Source organism: Nocardia amikacinitolerans (genome assembly GCF_900215415.1).
GTDB lineage: Bacteria > Actinomycetota > Actinomycetes > Mycobacteriales > Mycobacteriaceae > Nocardia > Nocardia amikacinitolerans.
Genome location: NZ_OBEG01000002.1, coordinates 1,317,400 through 1,343,667 on the forward strand (window position 1 = coordinate 1,317,400; position 26,268 = coordinate 1,343,667).

Sequence of the window (26,268 nt, forward strand, 5' to 3'; positions counted from 1 at the left end):
GTTCCGGAATTCAGCATCACATCCACCCGCGAAAAAATCAAGCTCGCGTGCTTGTTAATAGTTGGAGCAGGTCAGCGGCCCACGCTCGGGGGCTGCGAACCGGCGCACCCCGCCAACCCAGCACAATGAACCCATGTCCACCGACGTCACCGTGATCCTGCTCCTCGCCCTCTCCGGCTTCCTCCTCGGCGGCGCGTACTCCACCTGGAAGACCTCCCGCCCGCTCGCCATCTCCCTCGCGGTCTGCGCCGTCCTGGCCGCGGGCGGCGCCATCGCCTGGGGCTTCATCTGAGTGTCCACCGCTGCCACAAACCGTGCACACGGTTCACATAGGCACCGCCTATGCGAAGCGTGTGAAAGGTGCGCGGGAAGGTCCTAACCGTTTCGGGAGAGGCGATAGATGCGGAGGTCTTCGGGGACGCCGCTGAGGGGGGCCGCGAAGAAGCTGCGTCGGTAGGGCTTGACGGTCAAGCCGAGTTCGGCGAGTGTTTCGGGCTCCAGGGACTGGAGGGTGGCCTCGGAGATCATGGTGTTGCCGTTGCCGCCCGCCTCCATGACGCGCGCGGCGATGGTGACGTCGACGCCGAGCCAGTCGCCGCCGATCTCGCGGGGTGAGCCGGTGTGCAGGCCCATGCGCATCCGTGGGCGATAGCCGCGCAAATCGATGTCGGCGAGGTTGCGCTTGGCTTGGATCGCGGCGCGCACGGCACGGTCGGCGGAGGGGAACACGGCCATGAGGCCGTCGCCCATGCGCTTCACCACCCGGCCGCCGCGTTCGGCGATCGGCGGTTCGATGGCCTTGGCGACCTCGCGGAGCAGTTCGAGGGTCGCCTCGTCGCCCGCCGTGAGTGACCAGCTGGAGAAGGCCACCAGGTCGGTGAACATGACAGTTATTTCTTCGCTACCTTTGCCGCGGCCGACCCGCTCCAGCATGGCCTGCCAGACCTGAAGCGCGCCGAAGCCGATCTCGCGCGCCGCGCTCGGGGTGTCGCCGACCAGCTTGTCGGCGGCCCGCGCGACCGCGCGGGCGCCGCCTGGCCCGCTGACCGACAGCGGATCGCCGAAGGACGGATCGCCGGGAAGTTGTTCGCGCGCTTTGCGCAGCACCCCGATCAGGTCCGGCCGCTGGTTCGCCGCGTTCATCAGCGCGGAGATCTGCGCCTTGCGAAGACCCGGCCCCGAACGCCGGGCGCCACCCGCCTCCTCGGCGGGCACCAGCGGAATCACGACCTCGGGTTCGACACCGCCGTTGTCCTCCGGCCGCGACCCTCGCTCGGCACCGCCGGAAGGTGTATCACTCACGCCCCGAGCGTATCTCAGCCATGCGGCGCTCTGCTGCCTACTCGAGATCGCCACCCGACACCTCCCGCCGCCTCCCGATCGGACGGAGCGACCATCCCGACTAGTTTGCCGACCGATAGCGAGATGGTTGCCGAATCCAAGTTAATGCTACTGCCGGTATCAGCATTTCGGCAGTGACGGCGGGCACACGAAAAGCCGACCGGACCGCTCCATCGCACGACCGAGCCCGGTACACAAGCACCACCGGCCCGGCGCCGAAGGGGGATTGCTTCGGGCGCCGGGCCGGTGGCCCGCACAGTCCGCCGGGCAGTGGCGGGCAGTGCTACCGGGTTCGCGGACCTCCCGACAAGGTCGCGTCCCCCGAGCCCGAGCGGCGAGGGAGGGCAGCTCGGGCAGTCTTCGGTTGTCTCAGGCGTCGCGCTTGTTCACCACGACCAGGGCCGCGCCGAACACGATGGCGACGAAGGCCGCGAAGTAGAGCAACGCGGGCCAGGCGCCCCAGTGCCACGGCAACCCGGTGTCCTCGAGACCGAGGAAGCGGTTCGCGTTCTGGAAGGGGAGGAACACCTGGATGTTGCGGCCGTACTTGCCGAACGCGCCGATGATCGGCTCGATCAGCACCGGCCAGACGATCAGCAGCGACAGCGCGCCCGCCGACTGGCGGACCAGGGCGCCGACACCCACCGAAAGGAACACGACAAGCGCGGCGAAGATCGGGACCGCGTAGAAGACCTTCAGGTCGCCGTCGGTCAGGCTGAGCTTGCTGCCGACATCGCTGTCGGTCAGCGCCTTCAGGATGAGGAAGCTGAGGAAGGTCAGGATCGCGGAGAGCACCGCGGCGCCGACCGCGATCATGCTCGCCTTGGTGACCAGCACCGTGGAACGGTGCGGCGCAGCGAGGAAGGTGGCCTTGATGGTGCCGAAGCGATATTCGCTTGTCACCGCCAACGCGGCCAGGATCATGATCAGGATGTAGCCGAAGCCGGGGATGAACGAGACGCCGGTGATGCCGAGGCCCGCCATCACGTTCTCCGCGTACGGCGGTTCCGGCGCGATCGTCGGATCGTCTTGGTAGGCGTTCATCGACACGTTCAGCAGCAGGCTGAACAGCGCGGTGATGCCGAGGGCGAAGACCACCGTCAGGGCCGCGCACCACCAGGGCGACCTGGTCGAGGTGAGTTTGATTCGTTCCGCTGCCAACACGCCCATCAGAGCGCACCTCCCATCACCTGATCGAAACCTTCGCCGTGGTACTGCACCGAACCGCCCGTCATCCGCATGAACGCCTCCTCCAGCGAGGCCCGCTGCGGCGAGAGCTCGAACAGCGTGATGTCGTTCGCGCCTGCCAGCTTGCCGACCGCGTCGCTCGGAACGCCCGCCACCAACAGTGCGGGTCCGTCCGAACCCGCGCCGTCCTCACGGACGGTCATGCCGTTGGAGGTGAGCAGGCTGCGCAGCTGGTCCAGCTGCGGGCTGCGCACCCGCACCGACTGCTCGGAGGCGCGCTCGATGAACTCCCGCGTGGTGGTGTCGGCGATCAACTGACCGCGCCCGATCACCACCAGGTGCTCGGCCGTCTGCGCCATCTCGGAGAGCAGGTGGCTGGAGACCAGTACCGTGCGCCCCTCGGCCGCAAGCCGCTGCATGAACCGGCGGATCCACAGGATGCCCTCCGGGTCGAGGCCGTTCACCGGCTCGTCGAACAGCAGCACCTCGGGATCGCCGAGCAGCGCGCCCGCCAGGCCGAGCCGCTGCGACATGCCGAGCGAGAAACCGCCCGCGTTCTTGCCTGCGACCTCGGAGAGTCCAACCAGCCGCAGCACCTCGTCCACCCGTGACTTGGCGATACCGTTGGACGCCGCGAGCCATTGCAGGTGCGAGCGCGCCGAACGGTTCGGATGCACCCACTTGGCGTCCAGCAGCGCGCCGACGGTCCGCAGCGGATGGTCCAGGTCGTGGTACGGCTTGCCCTTGATGAGCGCGGTACCCGCGGTCGGCTTGTCGAGGCCCAGGATCATCCGCATCGTCGTGGACTTGCCCGCACCGTTCGGTCCCAGGAAGCCCGTCACCTGTCCGGGTCGCACGGTGAAGGACAGATCCTGAACCGCGGCGGTCTGGCCGTAATGTTTGGTCAGGCCCCTCAGTTCGATCATGCCGTCCAGCATTCCGCAAAACCGCGCCTCGCGCGTCACTACAAAGGGGTCAATCGCGTCATCCTTGCGGATGAGTCGGCCCCTGAGTCGCGGTTGTCAGAGCTCCGGGGAGGACGCCTGCGCCCAGAAGCGCTTGGGGATGCGGCCCGCCTGCCTGGCCAGGTACCCCGCGCGGACGGCGTCGGCCATCGCGGCGGCCATCAGCTCGGGGTGCCGCGCGCGGGTGACGGCGGTGGCGAGCAGCACCGCGGAGCAGCCGAGCTCCATGGCCAGGGCGGCGTCGCTCGCGGTGCCGATGCCCGCGTCCAGGATCACCGGGACGCCAGCGGCGGCCACGATCATCTCGATGTTGTGCGGGTTGCCGATGCCGAGACCGGTGCCGATCGGGGCGCCGAGCGGCATGACGGCGGCACAGCCGGCGTCCTCCAGGCGCCGGGCCAACACCGGGTCGTCGGAGGTGTAGGGCAGCACGACGAAGCCGGCGTCCACCAATTGCTCGGCGGCGCTGAGCAATTCGATCGGATCGGGCAGCAGCGTCCGCTCGTCGGCGACGACCTCGAGCTTCACCCAGTTGGTGTCGAGCGCCTCGGCGGCCAGCTGCGCGGTGAGCACGGCCTCGGCGGCGGTGCGGCAGCCCGCCGTATTGGGCAGCGGCGCGATGTCAAGGCGCTTGAGCAGGTCGAGCACACCGGTCCCGCCCGCGGCGTCCACCCTGCGCATGGCGACGGTGGTCAGCTCGGTGCCGGAGGCGACCAGCGCCTCCTCGAGCACGGCGAGGCTTTCGGCGCCGCCGGTGCCCATGATGAGCCGGGAACCGAACTCGCGGTCGGCGATGCGGAGCGGAGCGTTACCCACCTTGAACCGCCGTCAGGACCTCGATGCTCCAGCCGCGGCCGACCGGCTCGTTCCAGCGCGACTTCGGGAACACCGCGCCATCCACCGCGAGCGCGACGCCCTGGCACGGCAGGTCGAGGCGGGCCAAAAGCTCACGGACGGTGAGCGGTTCGGCGAATTCGTGATCCTGCCCGTTCACTGTGACGCCGATGGGAACGGATGTCGCGGTCATCGAACTCCTCCTGCGGTGGATAGGGACGGCGCTTCCGGCGTCGTCGAAAAGCGTTGCGGGTCGGCGGCTTCCGCTTCCGGCAGCACTGCTCCGGACAACAGGCTGAGTACCGCGTCGACGGTCAGCGGCACGGTGAGCATGCCGTTGCGGCCGTGCCCGGTGGCGGCGATCACCCGGTCGGTGAGTCTGCCGATCAGCGGCAGATTGTCGGGGCTGCCCGGCCTGGAACCCGCGGCGGCCTCGGCAAGTTCGTATTCGCCGATGCCGGGCAGCACGGCCTCGGCGTCGGCGATCAGGTCGCGGACGCCGGCCACGGTCACCGCTGTGTCGAATCCCGCCTCGTATTGCGTTGCGCCGACGACGATTCCGTCCCGGCGCGGGACCAGATACACCGGCCTGCCGTGCACCCTGGCCCGGATCACCCGCCGCGGCGCGGGCGCAGCGCCCGGCCGGTGGCGCAGGCGCAGGATCTCCCCCTTGACGGGCCGCACCGGAAGTCCGGGCCACAGCCGCGCCGAGGCGGCGCCCGCGGCGAGCACGATCTGATCGAAGGCGAGCGCGTCGAGGTCGGTGACCTCCTCGGCGCGCAGTTCGACGCCCGCGACGGCCACAGCGTGCCGCAGGCCGTCGAGCAGCCGCCGGTTGTCGATGGCGGGTTCGGCCGCCGCCAGCAAACCCGCGCGCACGGTGCGAGCGAGTGCCGGTTCCAGTTCGCGGACGCCCGCGCGGTCGAGCACGCGCAGTTCGTGACCGTGTCCGCCGACCCAATCGGCGACGGTGCGCAGATCGGCGGCGTCGGCGCCGTCCAGCGCGACGGTCAAGGTCTCGTCGGCGACGAAGACCTCTGCTCCGGAGGCGGACTCCAGCCGGGCCGCGAACTCCGGCCAGCGGGCCAGCGCGGCGGCGCCGAATTCCAGAACGCGATCCTCACCGGGCCAGCCCTCCGACAGCGGAGCGAGCATCCCCCCGGCTACCCACGAGGCACCCGATCCCACCGCGGGATCGAACAGCGTGACCTGCCATCCCGCCTCGGCGGCCCGCCACGCCACCGCCAGCCCGATGGCGCCGCCACCGACGACGGCGAGAGTCCGCATTCTTTCCACCTACAATTCTCATCCGCGCGGGACGCGCGCGCCGTGTCGGCGCACCGCGGCAACCGTGCTCGGTCCGCGTCCTGTTCGCATCCCCACGGTAGCGCGGCTACCGTCGAAGGCGTGCAACCCTCCCTTCCGAACCGAACGCTGCCGCCACGGGAGCGCCTGGCCACCGCGCGGCTCTATCTGTGCACCGACGCCCGGCGCGAGAAGGGCGATCTGGCCAAGTTCGCCGAAGCCGCGCTCGCGGGCGGGGTCGACATCATCCAGCTCAGAGACAAGGGCTCACCGGGCGAGGCCAAGTTCGGGCCGATGGAGGCCAAGGCGGAACTCGGCGCGCTCGCGGAGCTGAAGGCCGCCACCCGCAGACACGGCGCGCTGCTCGCGGTGAACGACCGCGCCGACATCGCGCTCGCCGCGAACGCCGACGTGCTGCATCTCGGTCAGGGCGACCTGCCGCCCTGGTACGCGCGCCGCATCCTCGGGCCGGACGTGGTGATCGGCCGCTCGACGCACAACCGGGCGCAGGCCGGTCTCGCCGCCATCGACGAGCACATCGACTACTTCTGCACCGGTCCGGTGTGGTCGACGCCGACCAAGCCTGGCCGCCAGGCCGCAGGCATCGAGCTGATCCGTTCCACCGCGGACGCCCACCCGACGCGGCCCTGGTTCGCCATCGGTGGCATCGATCAGCAGCGGCTGCCGGAGTTGCTCGCGGCGGGCGCCGACCGGATCGTGGTGGTGCGGGCGATCACCGAGGCCCGCGATCCCGAGGCAGCGGCCCGCGAACTGAAGTCCGCGCTGCTCGCCAACAGCAGGACGTAGTCAGCCCAGGATCTGTCCCCTGGTCAGCGAGAGGACCGCGACCGGGGACGGTAGTTCTTCGGCAGCGGGTTCCGCCGTCTCGACGATTCGCGCGACGCCGCCCGGCCCTTCGGGATCCGAGTGCAACCAGATGAATCCCTGGTCGGCGAGGTCGACGGTGCGCGGAAGGGCCGCGGCGAGGGCACGCGAGTCGTTCAGCTCGGTGAGATCGGCGCGGGCCGGGACCGCGCGCAATGCGGGCCAGGCGACGGCGAAACCGGGGTGCAGCGGCCGAGCCTCGACCTCGTCCTCGGGCACCCAGGCCAGTTCGGTGCTCTCCCGGTTGGCGTTGGTCGGCAAGGTCATCACCGCGTCGGCGATCACCGTGGTGTAGGTCCAGCCGCTGAGCGCGGACGCCGTGATTCGTTCGCCGCGCACCCGGACGTCGATGGGGTGGATCCCCGCCTCCTCCCATGCTTCGCGCACCGCCGCGTGCACCGGGGTCTCGTGGCTGTCGCGGGCGCCGCCGGGCAGCGCCCAGGTGCCGCCCTGGTGACTCCACAGGGCGCGATGCTGGAGCAGCACCGCCGAACCACCCGCCGCGAGCGGCGCGCGCAGCAACAATCCGGCAGCGCCGAACCGACCCCAATGCTTCAGGCCGTCCGGCCCTCGCGACCACCCGTCGCCGTCACCGCGCATCACTGACCATCCTCATCCAACCGTTGTCGTGTTCGCACCGCAGAGCATCCAGCAGGGGGTGTTTCACACGCCACGGCACCGGTAGGACCACAATAAACTGCGACGCAGGCGCACAGGTGGGGCGCGGACCCGGAGGTGGACGATGGCTCGGACCGAGCAGCTGGCGGCCGGGCGGCCGCCGTCGGCCGTCGCCGAGCCCGCGCGCGCACCGTTCGGCGCCGCGTCCGCCGCCGCGGTCCGCGAGCACCTCGATCCCGCCAACCTGCGGTCCTTCGCGAATTCGTCCCCCGGCCGTCTGATTGCCATCGGATTGCTCCTCATCGGCCTGTGCCTGACCGCAGGCGCGGTGACGGCGTCGACGGTGAGCGATCGCCAAGAGTCGCTGCGCATTCTGCTCGACGACACCGAGCCCGACGCGCACTCCGCGCACCGCCTCTACACGTCGCTGTCCATCGCCGACGCGGCCGCGAGCACCGCTTTCATCGCGGGCGGCGTGGAGCCGGAAGCGGTGCGCGACAGATACTCCCAGGCGGTCGGCGAGGCGGCGGCCGAGCTGGTGGCCCAGTCCGGGTACGCCGTCGGCCACCCCGACCCGGGCGCGGATACGCGGCTGCGGACCGGCATCGCGACCGCGCTGCCGGTGTACACCGGGCTGATCGAGTCCGCGCGCGCCAACAACCGCAGCGGGTATCCCGTCGGAGCGGCCTATTTGAGCGAAGCGTCGAATCAGATGCAGACCACAGTGCTTCCGATGGCCGAGGAGCTCCAAGACCATCGCGCGGAGGCCGTGAACGCCGCGCAGCGCGCGCACGTCCGCCCGCCGTGGACGGCCATCGGCCTGTTGATTCTCGCGCTGGCCGTGCTGGTCTGGGCGCAGATCCAGCTGGCGCGGCGGTGGCGGCGCACCTTCAACGCCGGTCTGCTGCTCGCCTCCGCCGCGATGCTGATTCTGTTGGCGTGGACGGTGATCGCCGGATCGGTGTCGGCGACTTCGATGATCAGCGGACGCGACGACGGCGCCGTGCCCGCCTCCCGGCTGATCGAGGGCCGCATCCTCGCCCAGCAGGCCCGCGCCGCGGAGACACTGAAACTGGTGCGCCGCGACGCGACCGGCGACTACGACCGCACCTTCGACGCGGGCATCACCCGCCTCGACGAGTTGCTCGTCGGCTATCCCCATGGCGCGCCCGCGACCGAGAGTGTCGCGAATGCCCGTGCCGCGCTTGACCGTTGGCGTGCGTCGCACCAGCGGATGAACGAGGCGCTCGCGCGCGGCGACTTCATCGGCGCGGCCGCGGTGGCCACCGGACCCGGCGCGGCACAGTCGACCGCGCACGTCGACGCACTGGACCGCTCGCTCGGCACCGGCATCACCGAGACGCGAAACACCTTGCGCGACGACATCTCCCAGGCCGTTCGGGTGCTCGACTACCTCGCGACCGGCGCCATGGCGCTCGGCATCGTCGCCGCCGCCTACGTCGGTCTCGGTCTCTGGCCTCGATTGCGAGAATATCGATGAACACGGCACCGATGAGCACAGCGCGCGGCCTGTTGGCCGCCGCGCTCGCCGCCACCGCCTTCCTCGGTGGTTGTGCGGCTGGACCCGACCCCGCCGACCACGCCACGATCGGCACCTACACCGAACCGCCGCTTCCCGCGAACGCCAGTCCGGTGCACACCGATGCGCCGCTGCCGAGCGGCACCGAACCGGAGTGCGGCGACCCGACTGCAAGCCTGCGCCCCACCGGTTCCGGCCGCGCCGCCCGCGGGCCGAACATCGATGCCATCCGGGCCCGCGGCAGGTTGCTCGTCGGCCTGGACACCGGAAGCAACCTGTTCAGCTTCCGCGATCCGGTCAGCGGCGCCATCGTCGGCTTCGACGCCGACATCGCCCGCGAGATCGCGCGCGACCTGCTCGGCAGCCCTGATCTGATCGAATTCCGCAGCCTCGCCTCGGCCGACCGGGAGAAGGCGCTCCAGGAGCGCACGGTGGACGTGGTCGCCAAGACAATGACCATCACCTGCGAACGCCGCAAGAAGGTGGCGTTCTCGACCGTCTATCTGCGCGCCGACCATCGGGTGCTTGCCATGAAGAACTCCGGCATCACCGGCATCACCGATCTCGCGGGCAAGCGGGTGTGCGTGGTGAGCGGCACCACCTCGCTGGACCGCGTCCGCCGCGAACAGCCCGCCGCGACCATCCTGACCGTGCCGACCTGGGCCGATTGCCTCGTCGTCCTGCAACAGCGGCAGGTCGACGCGGTGAGCACCGACGACGCGATCCTGGCCGGTCTCGCCGGGCAGGATCCGTATACCGAGTTGGTCGGCGACAGCATCAGCGCCGAGCCGTACGGTATCGGAATCCCCAAGGACGCAGACGATTTGGTGCGGTTCGTGAACGGCACGCTGGAACGGCTGCGCACCGACGGCACCTGGACCAGGCTGTACCAGCAGTGGCTGGCCTCCCTCGGTCCGACGCCGGATCCGCCCGCTCCCACGTACGAGGACTGAGGGCGATGACGACGCGATACCACCCCTTCCCCCGACCGGAGGACGACCGGCCCGCTGGCGGTTCGGTGCCTTACGGGGCGGAGGCACACGAAGCGCCGCCGACCGTTCGCTGGTCCGATCCGGTTGCCCCGCACGGGGAGTGGGAAAGTGCGTCCAGCGACAGTGGAGAGACTGCCAGAGCGAGCTCGCCTGGCGGAGAGCCGAACCGATCGGACGAGCCGCCCGGCACCATGGCCGCCACCCCGGAACCACCCGACACCACGGCCGCCGCTCCAGAACCACCCGACACCATGGCGGTCCCACCGGAACCGCCGGGCACGATGGCGGTTGCTCCGGAGCCGCCCGGCACCGTGGCGGCCGCTCCTGGACCGGCGGGCACGATGGCCGCCCCCGTCCCGGACGAGACCCGGCGCTCGGAGCCGGATTCCGGTGGGGCATCGCGTACTTCGGGTCGAAGTGTGCGCACGGCACGGTCTCGGCCTTCGGTGCGCAGGCTCGGTGGCGGTCTTGTGCCCATTCCGACGGTGCCGCCGGCGGATCCGATGGCGGCCGTGCTCACCGATCCGGTGGTGTCCGAGGGCAGGCGCTTCTGTTGGCGCTGCGGCAATCCCGTCGGCCGGTCAACCGCCGTGCGTCCGGCGACTACGGTCGGCACTTGCGAGACCTGCGAGGCGCCTTACGATTTCCGTCCGTCGCTGCATCCGGGCGACATGGTGTCCGGCCAGTACGAGATCCAGGGTTGTCTGGCGCACGGCGGGCTCGGCTGGATCTACCTCGCCATCGACCGCAACGTCAGCGACCGGTGGGTGGTGCTCAAAGGCTTGCTGCACGCCGGCGATGCCGACGCGCAGGCCGTTGCGGTGGCCGAGCGCCAATTCCTCGCCGAGGTCGCCCATCCCAGCATCGTCAAGATCCACAACTTCGTCGAGCATCCCGGCCCGGACGGCTCGCCTATCGGCTACATCGTGATGGAGTACGTCGGCGGGCAGTCGCTGCGCGCAGTGCTGGACACCTACGAACGGCCAGCGCGGATGCCGGTCGCCGAGGCGATCGCGTATGTGCTGGAGGTCCTGCCCGCACTGGACTACCTGCACTCGATCGGCCTGACCTACAACGACCTCAAGCCGGACAACATCATGCTCACCGAGGACCAGGTCAAACTGATCGACCTCGGTGCCGTCTCCACGATCGAGGCGTACGGAAACCTCTACGGCACCAGGGGCTTTCAGGCTCCCGAGATCGCCAAGACCGGCCCGACGGTGGCCACCGACATCTACACGGTCGGCCGCACGCTGGCCGTGCTCACCTTGAACATGCCCATGGAGCACGGCCGCTACCGGGACGGAATCCCCGATCCCGCCGAGCATCCCGTGTTGCGACGCTACGAGTTCTTCCACCGGTTGCTGCTCAGCGCCACCGATCCGGACCCGGCGCGCCGGTTCGGCTCGGCCCGCGCGATGGCCGCGCAGCTGGCGGGCGTGCTTCGCGAGATCCTCGCGCTGGACACCGGCGCGGAGCATCCACAGTTGTCCACAGTGTTCAGTCCACAGCGCAGCAGCTTCGGCACCGACGAGCTGATCAGACAGACAGACGCGTACGCCGACGGCATCGGCCGAAGCCCGCAACTGCAAGCGTCCGAAATCGCTGCCGCGCTGCCGATTCCGCTGATGGATCCCGCCGACCCCTCCGCACCCCTGCTCGCCGCCGCGGTCCACCCGGAGCCACGCCAGGCGCTCGACGCCCTCCAAGAGGCGCGAGATCGGGCCGCCACCGACCCCGAGAACGCCCCCGAGACTTTGGATCTGGAGCTCTCGCTGGCCGAGGCGCGGCTGCGGCTGGACATGGGCGAGTCGGCGACGGTGCTCTACCAGTTGTCCCGCATCCGAACCTACGATTGGCGCATCGACTGGTACACCGGTCTCGCGGAGCTGCGTGAGCAGAACTACGAGCGGGCCTTCGCGGCGTTCGAGGCCGTGCTGCACGTGCTGCCCGGCGAGATCGCGCCCAAGCTCGCCCTCGCCGCTACCGCCGAACTCGTTCTGCAGCAGTGGGATTCACCGGACCCCGAGCAGTGGCGGGCCTACGCGGAGAAGTTCTACGGCACCGTCTGGCGCACCGATCGCGCGGTGGTCAGCGCGGCTTTCGGGCTGGCCAGGCAGCTCGCCGCCGCGGGCCGGGTCGAGGCCGCGGTCGACGCGCTGGACGAGGTGGCTACCTCCGCGCGCTGCTACACCGTCGCGCGGATGACCGCGGTCCTGTTGCTGCTCACCGCTTCTCCCGTCGCCGAGCTCGACGAATCGACCCTGCACGTGGCGGCCTCGCGAGTGCAGGCACTGCCCGCCGGTGAGAGCCGCGCACTTCAGCTACGAGTGCTCGTCCTCGGTGCCGCCTTGGCCTGGCTGCAAGCGGGCAACACCCCGAAACGCCCGAACGCCAAGCTCTTGGGCGCCGCCTTCACCGAACGCGACCTCCGCGACGGCACCGAATCGGGCCTACGCGCCCTCGCCCGCCACGCCCCCGGCCGCCAACACCGCTACGCCCTCGTCGACCTGGCCAACTCCATCCGCGCCAAAACCTGGTTCTGAAAGACCGGGCCGGGCCGGATCTCTAGTCCGAAACGACCTGCCGGGCGGCGCGGGCGATGGCGAGTTCCTCGTTGGTCGGCACCACGAGGACCGCGACGGGGGCGTCCGGCGGTGAGATGAGGCGGGCGGTGCGGTCGGCGGCGGTGTTGCGCGCCGGGTCGACCTCGATGCCGAAACCGGACAGGCCGGCCAGTGCGTCGGCGCGGACCTGGGCGCTGTTCTCGCCGACACCGGCGGTGAAGGTGATGGCGTCGACGCCGCCGAGTTCGATCAGGTACGCGCCGAGGTAGCGGCGCAGCCGGTGGATGTAGACGTCGTAGGCCAGCCGGGCCGCGGCGTCGCCCGCGTCGATCAGCCGTCGCAGCTCGCGGAAGTCGTTGACGCCGGAGAGCCCCTTGATGCCGGAATTGCGGTTGAGCAGTTCCTCGATCCGGTCGGCGTCGAAGTGGGCAGAGCGCACCAGGTGGCCGATGATGCCCGGGTCGAGGTCGCCGCCCCTGGTGCCCATCACCAAGCCCTCCAGCGGGGTCAGCCCCATGCTGGTGTCGATCGGATGCCCGCCGCGGATCGCCGACGCGGACGCGCCGTTGCCGAGGTGGAAGACGATCTGGCGCAAGGTCTTCGGGTCACGATCGAGCACCTCGGCGACCCGCCCTGACACGTATTCGTGCGAGGTGCCGTGGAAGCCGTACCTGCGAATGCCATGCGCGGCGGCGACTTTCGCGTCGATGGCGTAGGTCCGCGCCGCCTCAGGCAGGCCGTGGAAGAACGCGGTGTCGAAGACGGCGACCTGCGGCACGCCGGGCAGCAGCTCCCTTGTGCTCTCGATGCCGGTGACGTTGGCCGGATTGTGCAGCGGCGCAAGGGCGGACAGCTTCGAGATCTCCTCGACCACATCGTCGGTGATCAGCGTCGGCTGGTAGAACACCTCGCCGCCGTGCACCACTCGATGCCCGACCGCGCGCACACCCGCACCGGCCAGATCGTGGCCCGTCTCGGCGAAAATGTCGAAGACCAGCTGCAACCCGGCCTTGTGGTCGGCGATCGGCTCGGTGCGCCGCACGGTGCGCTCGCCAGCGCGATGCTCGACGGCGCCCTCGCGCTCCCCGATCCGCTCCACCAGTCCGGAGGCCGCGACCGCGCCCGTCTCCGGGTCGAGCAGCTGGTACTTGATGGACGAGGAGCCGGAGTTGATCACCAGCACAAGGTCGTCGTTGCTCATCATGCCTCCTGCGTCTGCTCGAAACCCCGCACTGAAGCGACGTCCCTACCGGCGGCAACCCGGGTCACCGCACGTTTGTTCCGTTCCGGTGGGGTGCGCGGTGTCACTGCCCCTGCGCCTGGATGGCGGTGATCGCCACGGTGTTGACGATGTCGGCGACCAGCGCACCCCGCGAGAGGTCGTTGACCGGCTTGCGCAGACCCTGCAGCACCGGGCCGATCGCGATGGCGCCCGCGCTGCGCTGCACCGCCTTGTAGGTGTTGTTGCCGGTGTTGAGATCCGGAAACACGAACACTGTCGCGCGCCCGGCCACCTCGGAATCCGGCAGCTTCGCGTCGGCGACCGTCGGCTCGATCGCCGCGTCGTACTGAATCGGGCCCTCCACCAACAGTTCCGGCGCGCGCTCGCGGACCAGTTTGGTCGCGACGCGCACCTTGTCGACGTCGGCGCCGCTGCCGGATTCGCCTGTGGAATACGACAGCATGGCGATCTTGGGGTCGATGCCGAAGCGCGCGGCGGTCTGCGCGGAGGAGATCGCGATATCGGCCAGCTGCTCCGAGCTCGGGTCCGGGACGACGGCGCAGTCACCGTAGGCGAGCACCCGGTCGGCCAGGCACATGAGGAACACGCTGGAGACGGTGGAGACGCCCGGCACCGTCTTGATGATCTCGAAGGACGGCCGGATGGTGTGCGCGGTGGTGTGCGCCGCACCGGAGACCATGCCGTCGGCGATGCCCTTGTAGACCATCATCGTGCCGAAATAGGAGATGTCGGCGACGGTTTCGCGGGCCCGCTCCAGCGTCATGCCCTTGTGCTTGCGCAATTCGGTGTATTCGGCGGCGAATTCGTCGAGGTAGCCGGAGGTGCGCGGATCGAGCACCTCGGCCTCGGAGATGTCGACGCCCAGTTCGGCGGCCCTGGCGCGGATGGCGGACTCGTCGCCGAGGACGACCAGGTCGGCGATCTTGCGCTGCAGCACACGGCCCGCCGCGCGCAGGATGCGATCGTCGTCGCCCTCGGGCAGCACGATCCGCTTGCGATCGGCCCTTGCCTGCTCGATCAACTGGTACTCGAACATCTGCGGTGTCACCACCGAGCTGCGCGGAACACTGATGCGCCGCAACAACTCCGGCGCGTCGACGTGCTGCTCCATCAGTGCCAGCGCGGTGTTCACCTTGCGCGGATTGCCCGCCGACATCCGGCCCCTCGTGCGGTACGCGGCGCTCGCCGTGTCGTAGGTGCCCAGCTCCGTGGTGAGGATCGGCAGCTTCTGCTTCAGGCCCGCCATCAGCCGCGCGACCGCGGGGTGGGGCAGCATGCCGCCGTTCATGATGATACCCGACAGCGACGGAAACCCTTCGGCCTCATGCGCGTTCACGACACTCAGCAGCACATCGGAGCGGTCGCCAGGCGCGATGACCACGACGCCGTCGACCAGCCGCTCCAGAATGTGTTCGGCCGTCATGCCGCCGACCATCACCTTCAGCGCCTCACGCTGCAGCAGTTCCGGGTCGCCGCTGTACATTTCGCCGCCGACCGCCTCGCACAACTCGGCCATCGTCGGCGCGATCAGCAACGGGACTTCCGGCAGCGACCAGGACGGCACCTCGAAACCGCCCAGCATGGAACAGATCTCGCGCAACGCGTCCGGATCGCAGCGGTTCGCGACGATCGCCATCAGCGCCGCGTGTTCCTGCTGCAATTCGCTCGCGCACAGCTCGACGAGCTGCTTGATCTCGTCCGGCGTGCGCTCGGCGCCGCGGACCACCAGCAGTACCGGCGCCCCGAGATTCACCGCGATCCTGGCGTTGAAGCGCAGCTCGCTGGGGCTGGCCACGTCGGTGTAGTCGCTGCCGATCACCACCACCGCGTCGCAGGCCTTGGCCACGTCGTGGAAGCGCATCACGATCTCGCTGATCGCCGCGTCCGGATCGGCGTGCACCTGCTCGTAGGTGACGCCGACGGCCTGGGCGTAGTCGATGTCGGCGGTGCTGTGCTCGAGCAGCAGCTCCAGGATGTAGTCGGGCTCGGTGGTCGAGCGGGTGATCGGCCGGAACACCCCGACCCGCGCGGTGGTGGCGCACAGCATCTGCAGCACGCCGAGCGCGACCGTCGACTTTCCGGTGTCGCCCTCCGGAGAGGCGATGTAGACGGTGGACGGAGCGGATTCGACCATGATCCCGAGCTTAGTGAGCCGCCACGCCGGTACTCCGCCAACCGATGGCAAATATTCGGGAAATCACTTTCCGCACCGACCTCGCCTATATTCCGGCGTATGACGACGCAGTTCCCGGACCGGCAGTGGGGTTCGCGCACCAATCTTCTGTCCCGCGTGGCGAACAAGTTCGCCGCGACCAAGCCGGGATCGTGGGTGATTCGCAAGATCACGCCCCTGGATCGCCGAGTGCTCGAGCGCACCGACGCCAAGTACACGATCCTTGGACCGATCGGCGCTCCCGTGATCCTGCTGACCACCACCGGCCGCAAATCGGGTCAGCCGCGCACCCAGCCGCTGCTGTACGTGCACGACGGCGACACGCTGTACGTCATCGGCAGCAACTTCGGCCAGGCGCACCACCCGGCCTGGACCGCCAACCTGCTCGCCGACCCGAACGCGACCGTCGCCATCGCGGGCGAGCGCATCCGGGTCACCGCGACGCCGGTCGAGGGCGCGGCCAAGGAGCCGATCTTCCAGCGGTTCGTCGAGGTGACCGGGGCGTACTCGGCCTACCGCGACCGCACCACCCGCGACCTGCGGATCTTCGCGCTGACCCGCGCCTGATTCGACCCGACGTTCCGCCCGCGCGGGCGAGTCGGTGGACCAGCGGGAGGCGCCGAGGCCGGCTCGGATTCAGGCGAGGGCCAGGGCGAACCATGTGCACGCGGCGAGCAGGACGACGGTGATCACCCAGACCGCGCGGGTGGTGTAGGTGTGTCGCATACCGGACCTTCCTGGTCAGACGAAGGCGAATCGTTCGGTGTGGACGCGGTCGGCCGGCACGTTCAGCTCGGCGAGCGCGTCCTCGACGGCGGTGACCATCGGCGTGGGTCCGCAGACGAAGAACTGCTGCCGTCGATACCTGTCCGGCAGGTGCCGCTGGAGCAGCGCGCTATCGACGAACCCGCTTTCGCCGGGCCAATCCGGCGGCGGGTCCTGTGGGACCAGCACCACGGTGAGGTCCAGACGCTGCGTCAACGCGGTGATCTCGTCGTCGAAGGTTTGCTCGGCCACCGTCCGCACCGCGTAGATCAGCAGGAACGGGCGACGGTCGCCGCGGTCGGCCATCGTGCGCAGGATCGACCTCATGGGCGTGATACCGACACCACCCGCGATCAGGACGAATCCCGGCCCTTCGTGGCGGTCGGGGGTGAACACGCCGTGCGGACCGTCGAGGAAGGCGCGGGTTCCGGGGGCGATATCGCCGATGGTGGAGGTGAAATCGCCGAGCGCCTTGATGGTGATCTCGACGCGGTCGTGGTCTTCGGCGCTGGAGGAGAACGAGAACGGGTGGGCGGTGACCGCGAACGGGGACCGGTCGACGGTCAGCCACCCGAATTGCCCTGGCGCGAAACGCAAACCGCTGTGTCCGGCCGGGATCAGGGTCAGGGTTCGGGCGTCGCCGCGTTCAGCGGTGATGTGTTCGACGCGCCACGGTCGTCGCAGCCGCCGGATCGGTGCGACGACCCGCACCCACACCAGCAGCCCGACCAGTGCGATCGTCATCGATAGCCACAGCCACACCTTCCAGATCGAATCGAGGTAATAGCCGACCAGCAGCATGTGCGCCAACGCCAACCCCACCACGGCCACCGACAGCACACCGTGCGCCAGCTGCCATACCTCGTAGCGGATCCGTAGCCGCTGCCGCCACACCGAGGTCGCCACCACGATCAGCAACAGCACCGTGGAAGCGACCGCGCAGCGGGCACGCCAAGGCGCCTCGGCGAGGTTCAGCAGCGCCACGATGTCGATACCACCGATCTGCAACAGGATCGGATGGGCGAGGATGAACGCCAGCGCCACGTAGGAGATCTGGCGGTGGAACTGCACCAGCGCGTCCTCACCGAACGGCGCCGCGACGGCCCGGAACCGGGCGACCAACGCGAATTGCGCGCCGAGCATCGACATACCGACGAATCCCAGCGCCACCGAGAACTCCACCCAGAAACCCCGGCCGCCCTCGACGGGCCCGATCACGGCGAACACCAGCGGCACCACCGCCACCGCCACATACAGCGCGAACCATCCGATACCCCGAACCACCACGGACACCACTACCTCCCGATCGAAGGGGTGTACGGCTGCGCCCGGTCGGCACGCGTCCCAAGGTAACCGCGACTACGCTACCGATCCTGTTCATGGTCACGCGTGTCCGCAAGACTCGGCGACGGCCCGCCTTGGCACGCCGAACATGCCGATGGGTGGCACCGAAACAACGGCGCCACCCATCCGTGAGTTCGAACCTCTCAGCCGAGCTTGCGCAGGCGAGGGGCCAGGTCGCGCTGGAAGAGGTCGAGGAAGCGACGCTGGTCGTGGCCGGGGGCGTGGAAGACCAGGTGGTTCAGGCCCGCGTCGAGGTAGGGCTGGATCTGGGCGACGGCCTCGTCGGGATCGCTGGCGACGATCCAGCGCTTGGCGATCTGCTCGATGGGCAGCGCGTCGGCGGCGGCTTCCATCTCGATCGGGTCGGTGATGCTGTGCTTCTGCTCGGCGGTCAGCGAGAGCGGCGCCCAGAAGCGCGTGTTCTCCAGCGCCAGTTCGGGATCGGTGTCGTAGGAGATCTTGATCTCGATCATCCTGTCGATGTCCTCGACGGTGCGTCCGACCTTCGCGGCGCCCTCCGCGACGGCAGGCATCAGTTTCTCGGTGTAGAGGTCCATGCCCTTGCCCGAGGTGCAGATGAAGCCGTCGCCCGCGCGGCCCGCATACCGCGCGACCAGCGGGCCACCCGCGGCGATGTAGATCGGGATGCCGCCCTCGGGCACGTCGTAGATCGAGGCGCCGACGGTCCGGTAGTACTCGCCGTCGTAGTCGACGCGGTCACCGGTCCACAGCGCGCGCATCAGGTCCACCGACTCGCGCAGTCGCGCGAAACGCTCCTTGAATTCCGGCCATTCGCCGGTGTAGCCGGTGGCGATCTCGTTGAGCGCCTCGCCGGTGCCGACACCGAGCATGACGCGGTTCGGGTATAGGCAGCCCATGGTCGCGAAGGCCTGCGCGATCACCGCGGGGTTGTACCGGAAGGTCGGGGTGAGCACCGAGGTGCCGAGCTGGATGCGCTTTGTGCGCTCGCCGACGGCGGCCATCCAAGCCAGCGAGAACGGCGCGTGCCCGCCCTTGTGCCGCCACGGCTGGAAGTGGTCGCTCACCGAGGCGCTGTCCAAACCGTGCTCCTCGGCGAGCACCGCGATCTCCACCAGCTCGCGCGGCCCGAACTGCTCCGCGGACGCCTTGTACCCGAGCTTCAGATCACCCATGTGCGCCACTCCTGTCGCTTCGCTGTGCCGGTGCGGCCTTCCGCACCCCGTTCTCGCACGGCCTGCTTCGACCATAGTCACGGTGTCGCACGAGTGTGTGACCGGCCGCATCTGCGCCGAGTCCGCTGACTCGCGCGCCGGGATAACCGACAATTGTCTGGTGAACGCAGACAACGAGCCGATCCTGTCCTACCTGACCGACATGGACGGGGTGTTGGTGAGCGAGGAGCACCTGGTGCCCGGCGCCGACGAGTTCCTCGCCGAACTGCGTGCCAACGAAACGCCGTTCCTCGTGCTCACCAACAACTCGATCCGCACACCCCGCGATCTCCAGGCGCGGCTGCGCAAGACCGGCCTCGACATCCCGGAGGAGGCCATCTGGACCTCCGCGCTGGCCACCGCCAGCTTCCTCGACGACCAGCGCCCCAACGGAACCGCTTACGTGGTGGGCGAATCCGGGCTCACCACCGCCCTGCACGAGATCGGGTACGTGCTGACCGACAGCGACCCCGACTACGTCGTGCTCGGCGAGACCCGCACCTACTCCTTCGAAGCCATCACCACCGCCATCCGCCTCGTCGAACGCGGCGCCCGCTTCATCGCCACCAACCCCGACGCCACCGGACCGTCGCGCGAGGGCGTGCTGCCCGCCACCGGCTCGGTCGCCGCGTTGATCACCCGCGCGACCGGCCGCGAGCCGTATTACGTCGGCAAGCCCAACCCGCTGATGATGCGTTCGGCGTTGCGGCGCCTCGGCGCGCACTCGCAGTCGACGGTGATGATCGGCGATCGCATGGACACCGACGTGATCTCCGGGTTGGAGGCTGGGATGCGCACCATTCTGGTGACCAGTGGCATTTCGACCAGGGCGTCGGTCGAGCAGTATCCGTATCGGCCGACGAGCGTGATCGATTCGGTGGCGGATTTGGTGGGGCGTACCGACAAGCCGTTCGACTGAGGGTGCTGGCGGCGGCTAGCCTTCGCGCTCGGTCATCGCATCGACCGCTGCGGACAGCCGGGTCAGCGCTTCGACGATGCGGGCGAATTCGTCCGTGCCGAGCTCGGCGGCGAGCCGGTCGGCGAAGACCGCGTGCCGGGGGTTGATGCGCTGGACGGCAGCGTGGCCCTCCTCGGTGATGGCGACCAGCTTGGCGCGGCGGTGCGCGGGATTCGGGCGGTATTCGGCTAGTCCTCTGTCCACCAACAGGTCCGCGATGCGCTGCACGCTCTGGCGGGTGATGCCCATGGCGCGCGCGATGCCCGCCACCGGCAGCGGCTCGTGCAGCACCGCGCCGAGCACCTGCCACCACGCCGCAGTGATGCCTGCGGGTTTGGCCAGTTCCTCGGCGATGGCGAGGAACTGGCCGTTGAGCCGGAACGAGGTGATCGCGGCGGTGCTGAACAGCTCCTGCTCCGGTGTTTGCGTCATGCCCCCGATGCTGCCTTGTCGTAGGCGTCGAGCTCCGCGTAAGCCGCCGGATCGCTGTGCGCGAAGAGCCGGTACCAGGCGTCGAGGATGCGCGGTTCGTAGACGCCGAGCAAGCCGAGCACCTCGCGGGCGAACTCGAACGGGGCTGTCGCCGAGGCCGTGACGACGTTGCCGTCGGTCACCGCGGGCTGCTCCACGTAGCGGTCCGCGCCCGCGTAGCCGCTGTAGAGGAGGAATTCGGCGACGTTGCTGGTGTGCGCCTTGTCGTCCAGCAGTCCTTCCTTGGCCAGGCCGAAAGTCGCGCCGCAGATGGCCGCGACCGGAACGCCCGCGTCGAGAAATTCGCGCGCCTTGCGGGTGAACGGGGTGAGTTCGCCGGTCATCCAGGTGTCGGCGCCCGGCAGGATCAGCATCGCGCTCTCGGCTGGGGACAGCTCGTCCAGCGTGAGATCGGGCGTGGTGCGCATGCCGCCCTTGGTTGTGATCGGTTCCCGAGTGAGTCCGACCGTCCTGACCTGGAACGTGCCGGGCGCGACCTGCCAGGCCGGGTTGTTGATGTGCGCGGTGGCGGCTCCCACCTCCCAGTCGGCGAGCGTGTCGTAGATCGCGGTGTGCACCGTCTTCGTCGTCATGACAGTATGCTGTCATATTTGACAGGATGCTGTCAACATCTGATCCCACCGGACGTAGCGGGCTGTAACCCCGAAGGCTCAGCGCCCCCGCTCGATCTTGGCCAAGTGCGCGATATTCGCCCGATCGGCCGCGTCCGCGCTCGGTTCCCCCGCGAACCAGGCATCGAGAATCTCGGTGAGCTCGGCCGCCGAAGTCGAACGCAGGCTCAGCGCAAGCACATTCGCGTCGTTCCACTTCCGCGCACCAGCGGCCGTCGCGGCATCACCGCACAGCGCGGCCCGAATCCCCGCCACCTTGTTCGCCGCGATCGACGCACCGGTCCCCGTCCAACAACACACGATCGCCTGGTCGGCGCGCCCCTCCGCGACATCACGCGCCGCAGCCTCGCTGGCCCAAGCCCAGTCGTCCCGCTCGACCTCCGACAACGCACCGTGCGTCAACACACCCTCGAACCCCCGCCTACCCAGCTCGTCGACCAGGTCCCTTGCCACCCCGACACACTCGTCCGCCGCCACCGAGATCCGCATGCCACCACGATAGGACGCCGCGCAGCCCTCGGAGCCGAGATCGAGCCGGAGTCGGCACCCGACCGCCAGTGAGCAGCGCGGTCAATGCCGTGGGTACGCATCCCGGATCGACCGGACCGAATGCGACCTCGCTACAACTACGTCGTCGGGCGGTCGAGACGGAAGAACAGGCTGCGACGCACACTGCCGTCCCGACGGATGAGAGTGTCCTGATGTACGCCGAGGTCCGTCGCACCGAGCTTGCGAATCGCGGCCGCTGAGCTCCTGTTTCGAGAATTTTCGCGGACAGCGATGAGTTCCCGGGCGGTGCTCCGTCCTATCCGTTGAACGCGCTACCAACCCGGCGCGACCGACCAGAAGGACCAGAAATGACCACCGCCAACTCCACCGCCGGCTTCTCCAACGACGTCACCTACCGCCCCGGCAAGGTCCGCAACCGCGTCCTGTGGACCCTGCAGATCCTGCTCGGCCTGTTCTTCATCATCGCCTCGGGCGGGCCGAAGTTGGTTATTCCGAATACCTTGACGGAGAACGCCCCCGAGAATCTGACCATCCCCTTCGGGCTGCTGATCTTCATCGGAGTCGTGGAGGTCGCGGGTGGCATCGGCCTGATGGTGCCGCGGCTCAGTGCCTTGGCTGCCGCGGGTCTGTCCGTTCTCACCGTACTCGCCGCCGGGACACAGGCTTTCATCGCCGACAAGCCCCTGATGGGAATCTTCCCGCTGGTGCTTGCCGCGATCTTCGCCTGGATCGCCTACGAGCGCCGCGCCACCATCACCGATCTGCGCAACTCGCTCTCGCGATGACAAATCCATAAAGTACGAGCGGCGATCGGTGGACCACCCACCGATCGCCGGTCGTGCGTTCTCGGATCGATCGCCCGTCGGGTTGGCGGCGATCGATCAGGCGGCCATCTGGTCCGCGGCAGCACCGCAGGGCGCCGCACCAGGTGGCCGTCGTCGCGGCCGGACTCACTGAGTCCATGCGACAGGCCCACCGAACAGCGCTGAACCCCTTGAGTGCCCAAACGAAAAGGCTATGGGCGCCCACAGACCAGCAGGTGGAACTCGATGCGCCCGTTTCGGATACGACGGTCCTCCCGCAAAACCAAACCGGCGTCCGCCAGCCGCTCGGTGATCTCCGAGATCGGCCGCAGCCGAAAACGGTTCTCGGTGAACGGCATCCGCGCCATGTCGGCGGGGTCGCCGATGCCGAGCACCACCCGTCCGGATGGGCGCAGCACGCGCGCCAACTCGGCGAACGCCGGGGCGAGGTCCTCGATGAAGTAGACGGTGTTGGTGCTGATCACCGCATCCAGAGATGCTGCGGGCAAAGGTAGTTCGTGCATCGCGGCGGTGTGCAACACGAGTCGGCCGTCGGCGACTTCGGATCGGAACCGCTTGGCCGCCTCGTCGATCATCGTCGGTGCGATCTCCGCGCCGTGCACGACACCCGTAGCGCCGACCGCCGCCAGTAGCTTGTCGAGCCCGATGCCGCCGCCGAATCCGATATCGGCCACCGTCGCACCCGGAGTAGGTTCCGCGGCCGCTACCGCCGCGGTCACGGTGGCGTAGTTGCCGCGATTGAGGATCCGGCCGACCACGCGTCCGGCTATCCCGTGCGGTCGTCCCAACTGCGAGGCGACTGAATCCCACAAACGATCTGCAATGCGCATGCCGACCATCATCGTCCCCGCCGACGCGCGACGGGCCGCGGCAGCCGAGATCGCGTCAGGTGTCTTTCAGCAGCGAACCAAATCCGGTTCCTCGCAATCCGATTCCGTCACGCGCTCACAGGCGCTCGCCTGAGCGCGGCGGCGGAGCATGAGGGCGATCGCACCGAGCGCAACCAGGTACGCGATCACGTACATGTTCATCAGCACCGGCGCGATCGGCCACGACGGCGGCAGCAGGAAAACGCCGATACTGACCCAGGTTTCGCTCCAGTGGTAGGCCCAGCCACCGATCGAGAGACAGAGGACGGCGGCGGCCGACCACCAGCGCGGGTTGGATTGCGCCCGATGCACCAGGTAGACGAGCAACGGAACGAACCACACCCAGTGATGCCCCCACGAAAACGGCGACACCACACACGAAGTCAGGCCCGCGACCGTGACCGAGAGGAGCCGTTCGCCGTGCCGATCCAGCGCGGTCGCGAGAACCAATCCGGCGGCCAGCATCGGCAACGCGAGCAGCAGCCACAGCCACAGCGGCGCGGGACCGTGCAGCAGGTGCGCGATGACGCCGCGCAGGGATTGGTTGGCGGGATGGGTGTCCGGCGCGATGCGCTCCGAGTGAAAGAACGTCGAGGTCCAATACTGGCGGGAGTCGGCGGGCAGCACGAGCCAGGTCAGGACGACGGAGCCGAGGAAGGTCAGCGCCGCCGTGGCCGCCGAGCGCCATTGCCGCAACGCGAGCAACTGGACGACGAAGTACAGCGGCACGAGTTTGATGCCCGCGGCGATGCCGACACCCACGCCCCGAAGCCTGGCGTGTTCGTCACGCGAGAAGACCCAGAGCACGAGCAGCATCAGAATGAGGTTGATCTGCCCGTAGAACAGCGTGGTGCGGACCGGTTCGATGAAGGCGAAGGTGAGCGCGAGCAGGCCGCTCGCCGTCGCCAGTCGCGCGGTCCATCGGTAGCCGAGCAGCCGCCAGCTCATCATGACGCAGCCGAACAGGACACCGAGGTTCAGCGTCAGCCAGATCGGACTCAGAAGTTCCCAGGCTATGAGGTTGGTCGGCAGGAAGACGATCGCCGAGAACGGTGTGTAGGTATAGAGCAACCCGCGGACGGTGGGTTCGGTGTACAGCGGGTGGTCGTGCAGTATCCGCCAAGCGCCGTCCCGATAGACGTGCACGTCGAGCCCGCCTGCCAGAATGCCCGCCTTGTCCAGCCACGGGTCGACAGTGGTGAAGATCAGCGTCACCGCGGTGATCGCGCAGGCGAGCAGGAGGAGAAGAGTCGCGGTGCTCCGCGGAAACTCCAGGGGCCGCGCGCTCGGGGTACGTTCTGTTCGCCGCGACGGGAAGTACCTACCGAGTCGCAGCCACTCGTTGCCAAACCTCATCGTCCTCGACGATATCGGCTCGTCGGCTCGATGGTCTCGGCGGATGCGGACGCGCTTGCGCCGCAGCGCAATTCGACGCGCGAGTTACCCGGAGCTACGACTCACTCGATGGCCCGGAACGGAATGGTGTCCGCCGGTGCGGGTTTCGGCAGTTCGTCGCGGCGCAGCGGTAGCGTCGGCTGCTCGGTGCGATGCAGCGGCAGTGTCGGCACCGGATCCTCCGCCACGCGCTCCCTGGCGGGGAGCCGGTAGAAGGAACGGGCGTTGTCCTCCAGGACCGCGTACATGTCGACGCCGACCACATCGCAGATCAGGTCGACGTCGGAGTCGCGGAACGGGCGTCCGGCCCGGGTGCCGGGCAGATCGGTGCCGAACATCAGCGCCTGCGGGTTCACGGCGTGGATGCGGCGCAGGGTCTCCGCGACGTTCATCGCCACCCGCCCGAAACCGGTCGCCTTCACGCGGGCGCCGCGGTCGACGAGGTCGAGCAGGAAAGGCAGCCCCTCCTCGGACATCCCGAGATGGTCGACCGACAGGGCGGGCAACTTGGAGATCACCGGTTGCAGGGAGGCCAGCATCTGGCCGTCCATGTACAGCTCGACGTGCCAGCCCGCCAGCTCGTGGGCGCGCAGGGCCTGCAACGTCATCTGGGTGATATCGGCGGCGGCGCGCTTGAGGTTGAAGCGCAGCGCGCGCACGCCGACGCGATCGAGTTCGAGGATCTCCTCGTCCGAGGCGTCCAGGTCGAGCCGGGTGACACCGACCCACCCTTCACCGAGCTCGGCGAGCGCCGCCTTCAGATAGGTCTGATCGGTCCCCTGGAACGACGCGCTGACCACGGCGCCACCACCGATATCGAAGCGAGACATGCGCTTTCGATAATCGGCGATGGTGTACGGGTCGGGCAGGTAGCCCTCGTTCTCGATCAGCGGGAACCGCGGATCGATGATGTGGACATGGGCATCGAACACTTGTACAGAATGCCTCGAGATCTCTTCGCTGTCGCATCCGCTCGCGGCTACCGGGCGGTCGGGAAAGCGAAAGAGGGGCGCTCGTCGGCGCCCCTCTTCGTGATCACACCTTGTGCGGCTCGCTGGCGCGGAGCATGTCCTCGCGCTCGACGACCTTGACGCGCTCGCGGCCCTCGGGCTCGCCGAGCGCGCGCTCGTGCGCGTCGAGGCGGTACCAGCCCGCCCAGGTGGTGAACGGGATGCCCTTGCCCTCGAGGAACTCGGTCACGGCCTGCGGGTCCGGGTTCTCGGCCGGGGCGAAGCCGGGGGCGTCGTCGAGCAGGCAGGCGATGGTCTCGTTGGCGTCGCCCTTGGTGTGGCCGATCAGGCCGACAGGGCCTCGTTTGATCCAGCCGGTGACGTAGGTGGCGGGCATGTAGCGCGCCGGGCCGTCGGCGTTCTCGTCGGCGATGACGCGGCCCGCCTCGTTGGGCACGGTGCCCGCCTGGTCGTCGAACGGCAGCTGGTTGATGTTCTGCGACAGGTAACCGACGGCGCGGTAGACCGCCTGCACGTCCCAGTCCTTGAACACACCGGTGCCCTTGACGTTGCCGGTGCCGTCGAGCTGGGTGCGCTCGGTGCGCAGACCGACGACCTTGCCGTTCTCGTCGCCGAGCACCTCGGCCGGGGACTCGAAGAAGTGCAGGAACAGCTTGTGCGGGCGGTTGCCCTGGTCGCGGATGGC

Annotated in this window: 26 protein-coding genes; 8 read left to right on the forward strand and 18 right to left on the reverse strand. The window is 68.9% G+C overall.

What is annotated here, in order from left to right:
- Nucleotides 1-133: 133 nt before the first annotated feature.
- The gene (locus tag CRP45_RS33830; protein ID WP_179830861.1) at nucleotides 134-292 is read left to right on the forward strand and encodes a hypothetical protein; all 159 of its coding nucleotides are present in this window, start codon (nucleotides 134-136) and stop codon (nucleotides 290-292) included.
- 83 nt (nucleotides 293-375) lie between these two features.
- On the opposite strand, the gene CRP45_RS14185 is transcribed toward CRP45_RS33830, so the two are convergent.
- The 6 genes from CRP45_RS14185 to thiO form a co-directional block, all read right to left on the reverse strand.
- On the reverse strand, nucleotides 376-1,143 hold the full coding sequence (locus CRP45_RS14185) for an adenylate/guanylate cyclase domain-containing protein (RefSeq protein ID WP_067791706.1): 768 nt from the start codon (nucleotides 1,141-1,143) through the stop codon (nucleotides 376-378).
- 567 nt (nucleotides 1,144-1,710) lie between these two features.
- The gene (locus CRP45_RS14190; protein WP_097245371.1) at nucleotides 1,711-2,511 is read right to left on the reverse strand and encodes an ABC transporter permease; all 801 of its coding nucleotides are present in this window, start codon (nucleotides 2,509-2,511) and stop codon (nucleotides 1,711-1,713) included.
- Entirely contained in the window at nucleotides 2,511-3,455 is a 945-nt protein-coding gene (locus CRP45_RS14195; RefSeq protein WP_067791704.1) for an ABC transporter ATP-binding protein, read from the reverse strand. The genes CRP45_RS14190 and CRP45_RS14195 overlap by 1 nt, the downstream gene beginning before the upstream one ends.
- A gap of 96 nt (nucleotides 3,456-3,551) precedes the next feature.
- A complete protein-coding gene (gene thiG, locus CRP45_RS14200) occupies nucleotides 3,552-4,310 on the reverse strand; it encodes a thiazole synthase (RefSeq protein WP_067791642.1) in 759 nt (252 codons plus the stop codon).
- The gene (gene thiS / locus CRP45_RS14205; protein WP_097245372.1) at nucleotides 4,303-4,521 is read right to left on the reverse strand and encodes a sulfur carrier protein ThiS; all 219 of its coding nucleotides are present in this window, start codon (nucleotides 4,519-4,521) and stop codon (nucleotides 4,303-4,305) included. The genes thiG and thiS overlap by 8 nt, the downstream gene beginning before the upstream one ends.
- On the reverse strand, nucleotides 4,518-5,615 hold the full coding sequence (gene thiO, locus CRP45_RS14210; protein WP_097245373.1) for a glycine oxidase ThiO: 1,098 nt from the start codon (nucleotides 5,613-5,615) through the stop codon (nucleotides 4,518-4,520). The genes thiS and thiO overlap by 4 nt, the downstream gene beginning before the upstream one ends.
- A gap of 120 nt (nucleotides 5,616-5,735) precedes the next feature.
- On the opposite strand from thiO, the gene thiE reads away from it, so the two are divergent.
- Complete coding sequence (gene thiE, locus CRP45_RS14215) at nucleotides 5,736-6,440, forward strand: thiamine phosphate synthase (RefSeq protein WP_067791635.1); 705 nt, start codon at nucleotides 5,736-5,738, stop codon at nucleotides 6,438-6,440.
- Here thiE and CRP45_RS14220 read toward each other — a convergent pair whose 3' ends face one another.
- Complete coding sequence (locus CRP45_RS14220; protein ID WP_097245374.1) at nucleotides 6,441-7,118, reverse strand: NUDIX hydrolase; 678 nt, start codon at nucleotides 7,116-7,118, stop codon at nucleotides 6,441-6,443. It abuts the gene before it with no gap.
- A 142-nt stretch (nucleotides 7,119-7,260) separates the two neighbouring features.
- On the opposite strand from CRP45_RS14220, the gene CRP45_RS14225 reads away from it, so the two are divergent.
- The 3 genes from CRP45_RS14225 (at nucleotide 7,261) to CRP45_RS14235 (ending at nucleotide 12,214) form a co-directional block, all read left to right on the forward strand.
- Entirely contained in the window at nucleotides 7,261-8,637 is a 1,377-nt protein-coding gene (locus tag CRP45_RS14225; RefSeq protein ID WP_097245375.1) for a hypothetical protein, read from the forward strand.
- 11 nt (nucleotides 8,638-8,648) lie between these two features.
- Complete coding sequence (locus tag CRP45_RS14230) at nucleotides 8,649-9,629, forward strand: glutamate ABC transporter substrate-binding protein (protein ID WP_097245376.1); 981 nt, start codon at nucleotides 8,649-8,651, stop codon at nucleotides 9,627-9,629.
- A 230-nt stretch (nucleotides 9,630-9,859) separates the two neighbouring features.
- On the forward strand, nucleotides 9,860-12,214 hold the full coding sequence (locus CRP45_RS14235; RefSeq protein ID WP_245910112.1) for a serine/threonine-protein kinase PknG: 2,355 nt from the start codon (nucleotides 9,860-9,862) through the stop codon (nucleotides 12,212-12,214).
- Nucleotides 12,215-12,236: 22 nt separating this feature from the next.
- On the opposite strand, the gene CRP45_RS14240 is transcribed toward CRP45_RS14235, so the two are convergent.
- Both CRP45_RS14240 and pta read right to left on the reverse strand, forming a co-directional pair.
- Nucleotides 12,237-13,436 (reverse strand): acetate kinase, encoded by a 1,200-nt coding sequence (locus CRP45_RS14240; RefSeq protein WP_097245515.1) that lies wholly within the window; start codon nucleotides 13,434-13,436, stop codon nucleotides 12,237-12,239.
- Nucleotides 13,437-13,539: 103 nt separating this feature from the next.
- Nucleotides 13,540-15,612: a phosphate acetyltransferase gene (gene pta, locus CRP45_RS14245; RefSeq protein ID WP_097245377.1), complete on the reverse strand. Its 2,073-nt coding sequence runs from the start codon at nucleotides 15,610-15,612 to the stop codon at nucleotides 13,540-13,542.
- Nucleotides 15,613-15,711: 99 nt separating this feature from the next.
- Here pta and CRP45_RS14250 point away from each other — a divergent pair, with 99 nt between their 5' ends.
- Nucleotides 15,712-16,218: a nitroreductase/quinone reductase family protein gene (locus tag CRP45_RS14250; RefSeq protein WP_067791622.1), complete on the forward strand. Its 507-nt coding sequence runs from the start codon at nucleotides 15,712-15,714 to the stop codon at nucleotides 16,216-16,218.
- A gap of 174 nt (nucleotides 16,219-16,392) precedes the next feature.
- Here CRP45_RS14250 and CRP45_RS14255 read toward each other — a convergent pair whose 3' ends face one another.
- Both CRP45_RS14255 and fgd read right to left on the reverse strand, forming a co-directional pair.
- The gene (locus CRP45_RS14255; protein WP_218841139.1) at nucleotides 16,393-17,703 is read right to left on the reverse strand and encodes a ferredoxin reductase family protein; all 1,311 of its coding nucleotides are present in this window, start codon (nucleotides 17,701-17,703) and stop codon (nucleotides 16,393-16,395) included.
- 200 nt (nucleotides 17,704-17,903) lie between these two features.
- Nucleotides 17,904-18,914: a glucose-6-phosphate dehydrogenase (coenzyme-F420) gene (gene fgd, locus CRP45_RS14260; protein WP_067791618.1), complete on the reverse strand. Its 1,011-nt coding sequence runs from the start codon at nucleotides 18,912-18,914 to the stop codon at nucleotides 17,904-17,906.
- 202 nt (nucleotides 18,915-19,116) lie between these two features.
- Here fgd and CRP45_RS14265 point away from each other — a divergent pair, with 202 nt between their 5' ends.
- Nucleotides 19,117-19,872, forward strand: a complete 756-nt coding sequence (locus tag CRP45_RS14265; RefSeq protein WP_179830877.1) for an HAD-IIA family hydrolase — start codon at nucleotides 19,117-19,119, stop codon at nucleotides 19,870-19,872.
- A 15-nt stretch (nucleotides 19,873-19,887) separates the two neighbouring features.
- On the opposite strand, the gene CRP45_RS14270 is transcribed toward CRP45_RS14265, so the two are convergent.
- The 3 genes from CRP45_RS14270 to CRP45_RS14280 form a co-directional block, all read right to left on the reverse strand.
- Nucleotides 19,888-20,343, reverse strand: coding sequence for a MarR family winged helix-turn-helix transcriptional regulator (locus tag CRP45_RS14270; protein ID WP_097245379.1), 456 nt, complete (start codon nucleotides 20,341-20,343; stop codon nucleotides 19,888-19,890).
- Nucleotides 20,340-20,975, reverse strand: coding sequence for a type 1 glutamine amidotransferase family protein (locus CRP45_RS14275; RefSeq protein WP_097245380.1), 636 nt, complete (start codon nucleotides 20,973-20,975; stop codon nucleotides 20,340-20,342). The genes CRP45_RS14270 and CRP45_RS14275 overlap by 4 nt, the downstream gene beginning before the upstream one ends.
- 78 nt (nucleotides 20,976-21,053) lie before the next feature.
- A complete protein-coding gene (locus tag CRP45_RS14280) occupies nucleotides 21,054-21,503 on the reverse strand; it encodes an RpiB/LacA/LacB family sugar-phosphate isomerase (RefSeq protein ID WP_097245381.1) in 450 nt (149 codons plus the stop codon).
- Nucleotides 21,504-21,871: 368 nt separating this feature from the next.
- On the opposite strand from CRP45_RS14280, the gene CRP45_RS14285 reads away from it, so the two are divergent.
- Nucleotides 21,872-22,309 carry a DoxX family protein gene (locus CRP45_RS14285; protein ID WP_097245382.1) on the forward strand — a complete coding sequence of 146 codons (438 nt, stop codon included), beginning with the start codon at nucleotides 21,872-21,874 and terminating at the stop codon, nucleotides 22,307-22,309.
- A 230-nt stretch (nucleotides 22,310-22,539) separates the two neighbouring features.
- Here CRP45_RS14285 and CRP45_RS14290 read toward each other — a convergent pair whose 3' ends face one another.
- From CRP45_RS14290 to CRP45_RS14305, 4 genes are all read right to left on the reverse strand, one after another.
- Nucleotides 22,540-23,178: a class I SAM-dependent methyltransferase gene (locus tag CRP45_RS14290; RefSeq protein ID WP_097245517.1), complete on the reverse strand. Its 639-nt coding sequence runs from the start codon at nucleotides 23,176-23,178 to the stop codon at nucleotides 22,540-22,542.
- 66 nt (nucleotides 23,179-23,244) lie between these two features.
- Nucleotides 23,245-24,573: a glycosyltransferase 87 family protein gene (locus tag CRP45_RS14295; protein WP_245910113.1), complete on the reverse strand. Its 1,329-nt coding sequence runs from the start codon at nucleotides 24,571-24,573 to the stop codon at nucleotides 23,245-23,247.
- Nucleotides 24,574-24,674: 101 nt separating this feature from the next.
- A complete protein-coding gene (locus tag CRP45_RS14300) occupies nucleotides 24,675-25,544 on the reverse strand; it encodes an amidohydrolase family protein (protein ID WP_067791606.1) in 870 nt (289 codons plus the stop codon).
- A 103-nt stretch (nucleotides 25,545-25,647) separates the two neighbouring features.
- The coding region (locus CRP45_RS14305; RefSeq protein ID WP_483869973.1) for a ferredoxin--NADP reductase domain-containing protein at nucleotides 25,648-26,268 on the reverse strand (621 nt) is incomplete at its 5' end.

Coding starts and splice junctions, on each gene's coding strand:
- CRP45_RS33830 (WP_179830861.1), top strand. CDS start 134: ATGTCCACCGACGTCACCGTGATCCTGCTCCTCGCCCTCTCCGGCTTC.
- CRP45_RS14185 (WP_067791706.1), bottom strand. CDS start 1,143: ATGAACGCGGCGAACCAGCGGCCGGACCTGATCGGGGTGCTGCGCAAA.
- CRP45_RS14190 (WP_097245371.1), bottom strand. CDS start 2,511: ATGGGCGTGTTGGCAGCGGAACGAATCAAACTCACCTCGACCAGGTCG.
- CRP45_RS14195 (WP_067791704.1), bottom strand. CDS start 3,455: ATGATCGAACTGAGGGGCCTGACCAAACATTACGGCCAGACCGCCGCG.
- thiS (WP_097245372.1), bottom strand. CDS start 4,521: ATGACCGCGACATCCGTTCCCATCGGCGTCACAGTGAACGGGCAGGAT.
- thiO (WP_097245373.1), bottom strand. CDS start 5,615: ATGCGGACTCTCGCCGTCGTCGGTGGCGGCGCCATCGGGCTGGCGGTG.
- CRP45_RS14220 (WP_097245374.1), bottom strand. CDS start 7,118: ATGCGCGGTGACGGCGACGGGTGGTCGCGAGGGCCGGACGGCCTGAAG.
- CRP45_RS14225 (WP_097245375.1), top strand. CDS start 7,261: ATGGCTCGGACCGAGCAGCTGGCGGCCGGGCGGCCGCCGTCGGCCGTC.
- CRP45_RS14230 (WP_097245376.1), top strand. CDS start 8,649: ATGAGCACAGCGCGCGGCCTGTTGGCCGCCGCGCTCGCCGCCACCGCC.
- CRP45_RS14235 (WP_245910112.1), top strand. CDS start 9,860: ATGGCCGCCACCCCGGAACCACCCGACACCACGGCCGCCGCTCCAGAA.
- CRP45_RS14240 (WP_097245515.1), bottom strand. CDS start 13,436: ATGAGCAACGACGACCTTGTGCTGGTGATCAACTCCGGCTCCTCGTCC.
- pta (WP_097245377.1), bottom strand. CDS start 15,612: ATGGTCGAATCCGCTCCGTCCACCGTCTACATCGCCTCTCCGGAGGGC.
- CRP45_RS14250 (WP_067791622.1), top strand. CDS start 15,712: ATGACGACGCAGTTCCCGGACCGGCAGTGGGGTTCGCGCACCAATCTT.
- fgd (WP_067791618.1), bottom strand. CDS start 18,914: ATGGGTGATCTGAAGCTCGGGTACAAGGCGTCCGCGGAGCAGTTCGGG.
- CRP45_RS14265 (WP_179830877.1), top strand. CDS start 19,117: ATGGACGGGGTGTTGGTGAGCGAGGAGCACCTGGTGCCCGGCGCCGAC.
- CRP45_RS14270 (WP_097245379.1), bottom strand. CDS start 20,343: ATGACGCAAACACCGGAGCAGGAGCTGTTCAGCACCGCCGCGATCACC.
- CRP45_RS14275 (WP_097245380.1), bottom strand. CDS start 20,975: ATGACGACGAAGACGGTGCACACCGCGATCTACGACACGCTCGCCGAC.
- CRP45_RS14280 (WP_097245381.1), bottom strand. CDS start 21,503: ATGCGGATCTCGGTGGCGGCGGACGAGTGTGTCGGGGTGGCAAGGGAC.
- CRP45_RS14285 (WP_097245382.1), top strand. CDS start 21,872: ATGACCACCGCCAACTCCACCGCCGGCTTCTCCAACGACGTCACCTAC.
- CRP45_RS14290 (WP_097245517.1), bottom strand. CDS start 23,178: ATGCGCATTGCAGATCGTTTGTGGGATTCAGTCGCCTCGCAGTTGGGA.
- CRP45_RS14295 (WP_245910113.1), bottom strand. CDS start 24,573: ATGAGGTTTGGCAACGAGTGGCTGCGACTCGGTAGGTACTTCCCGTCG.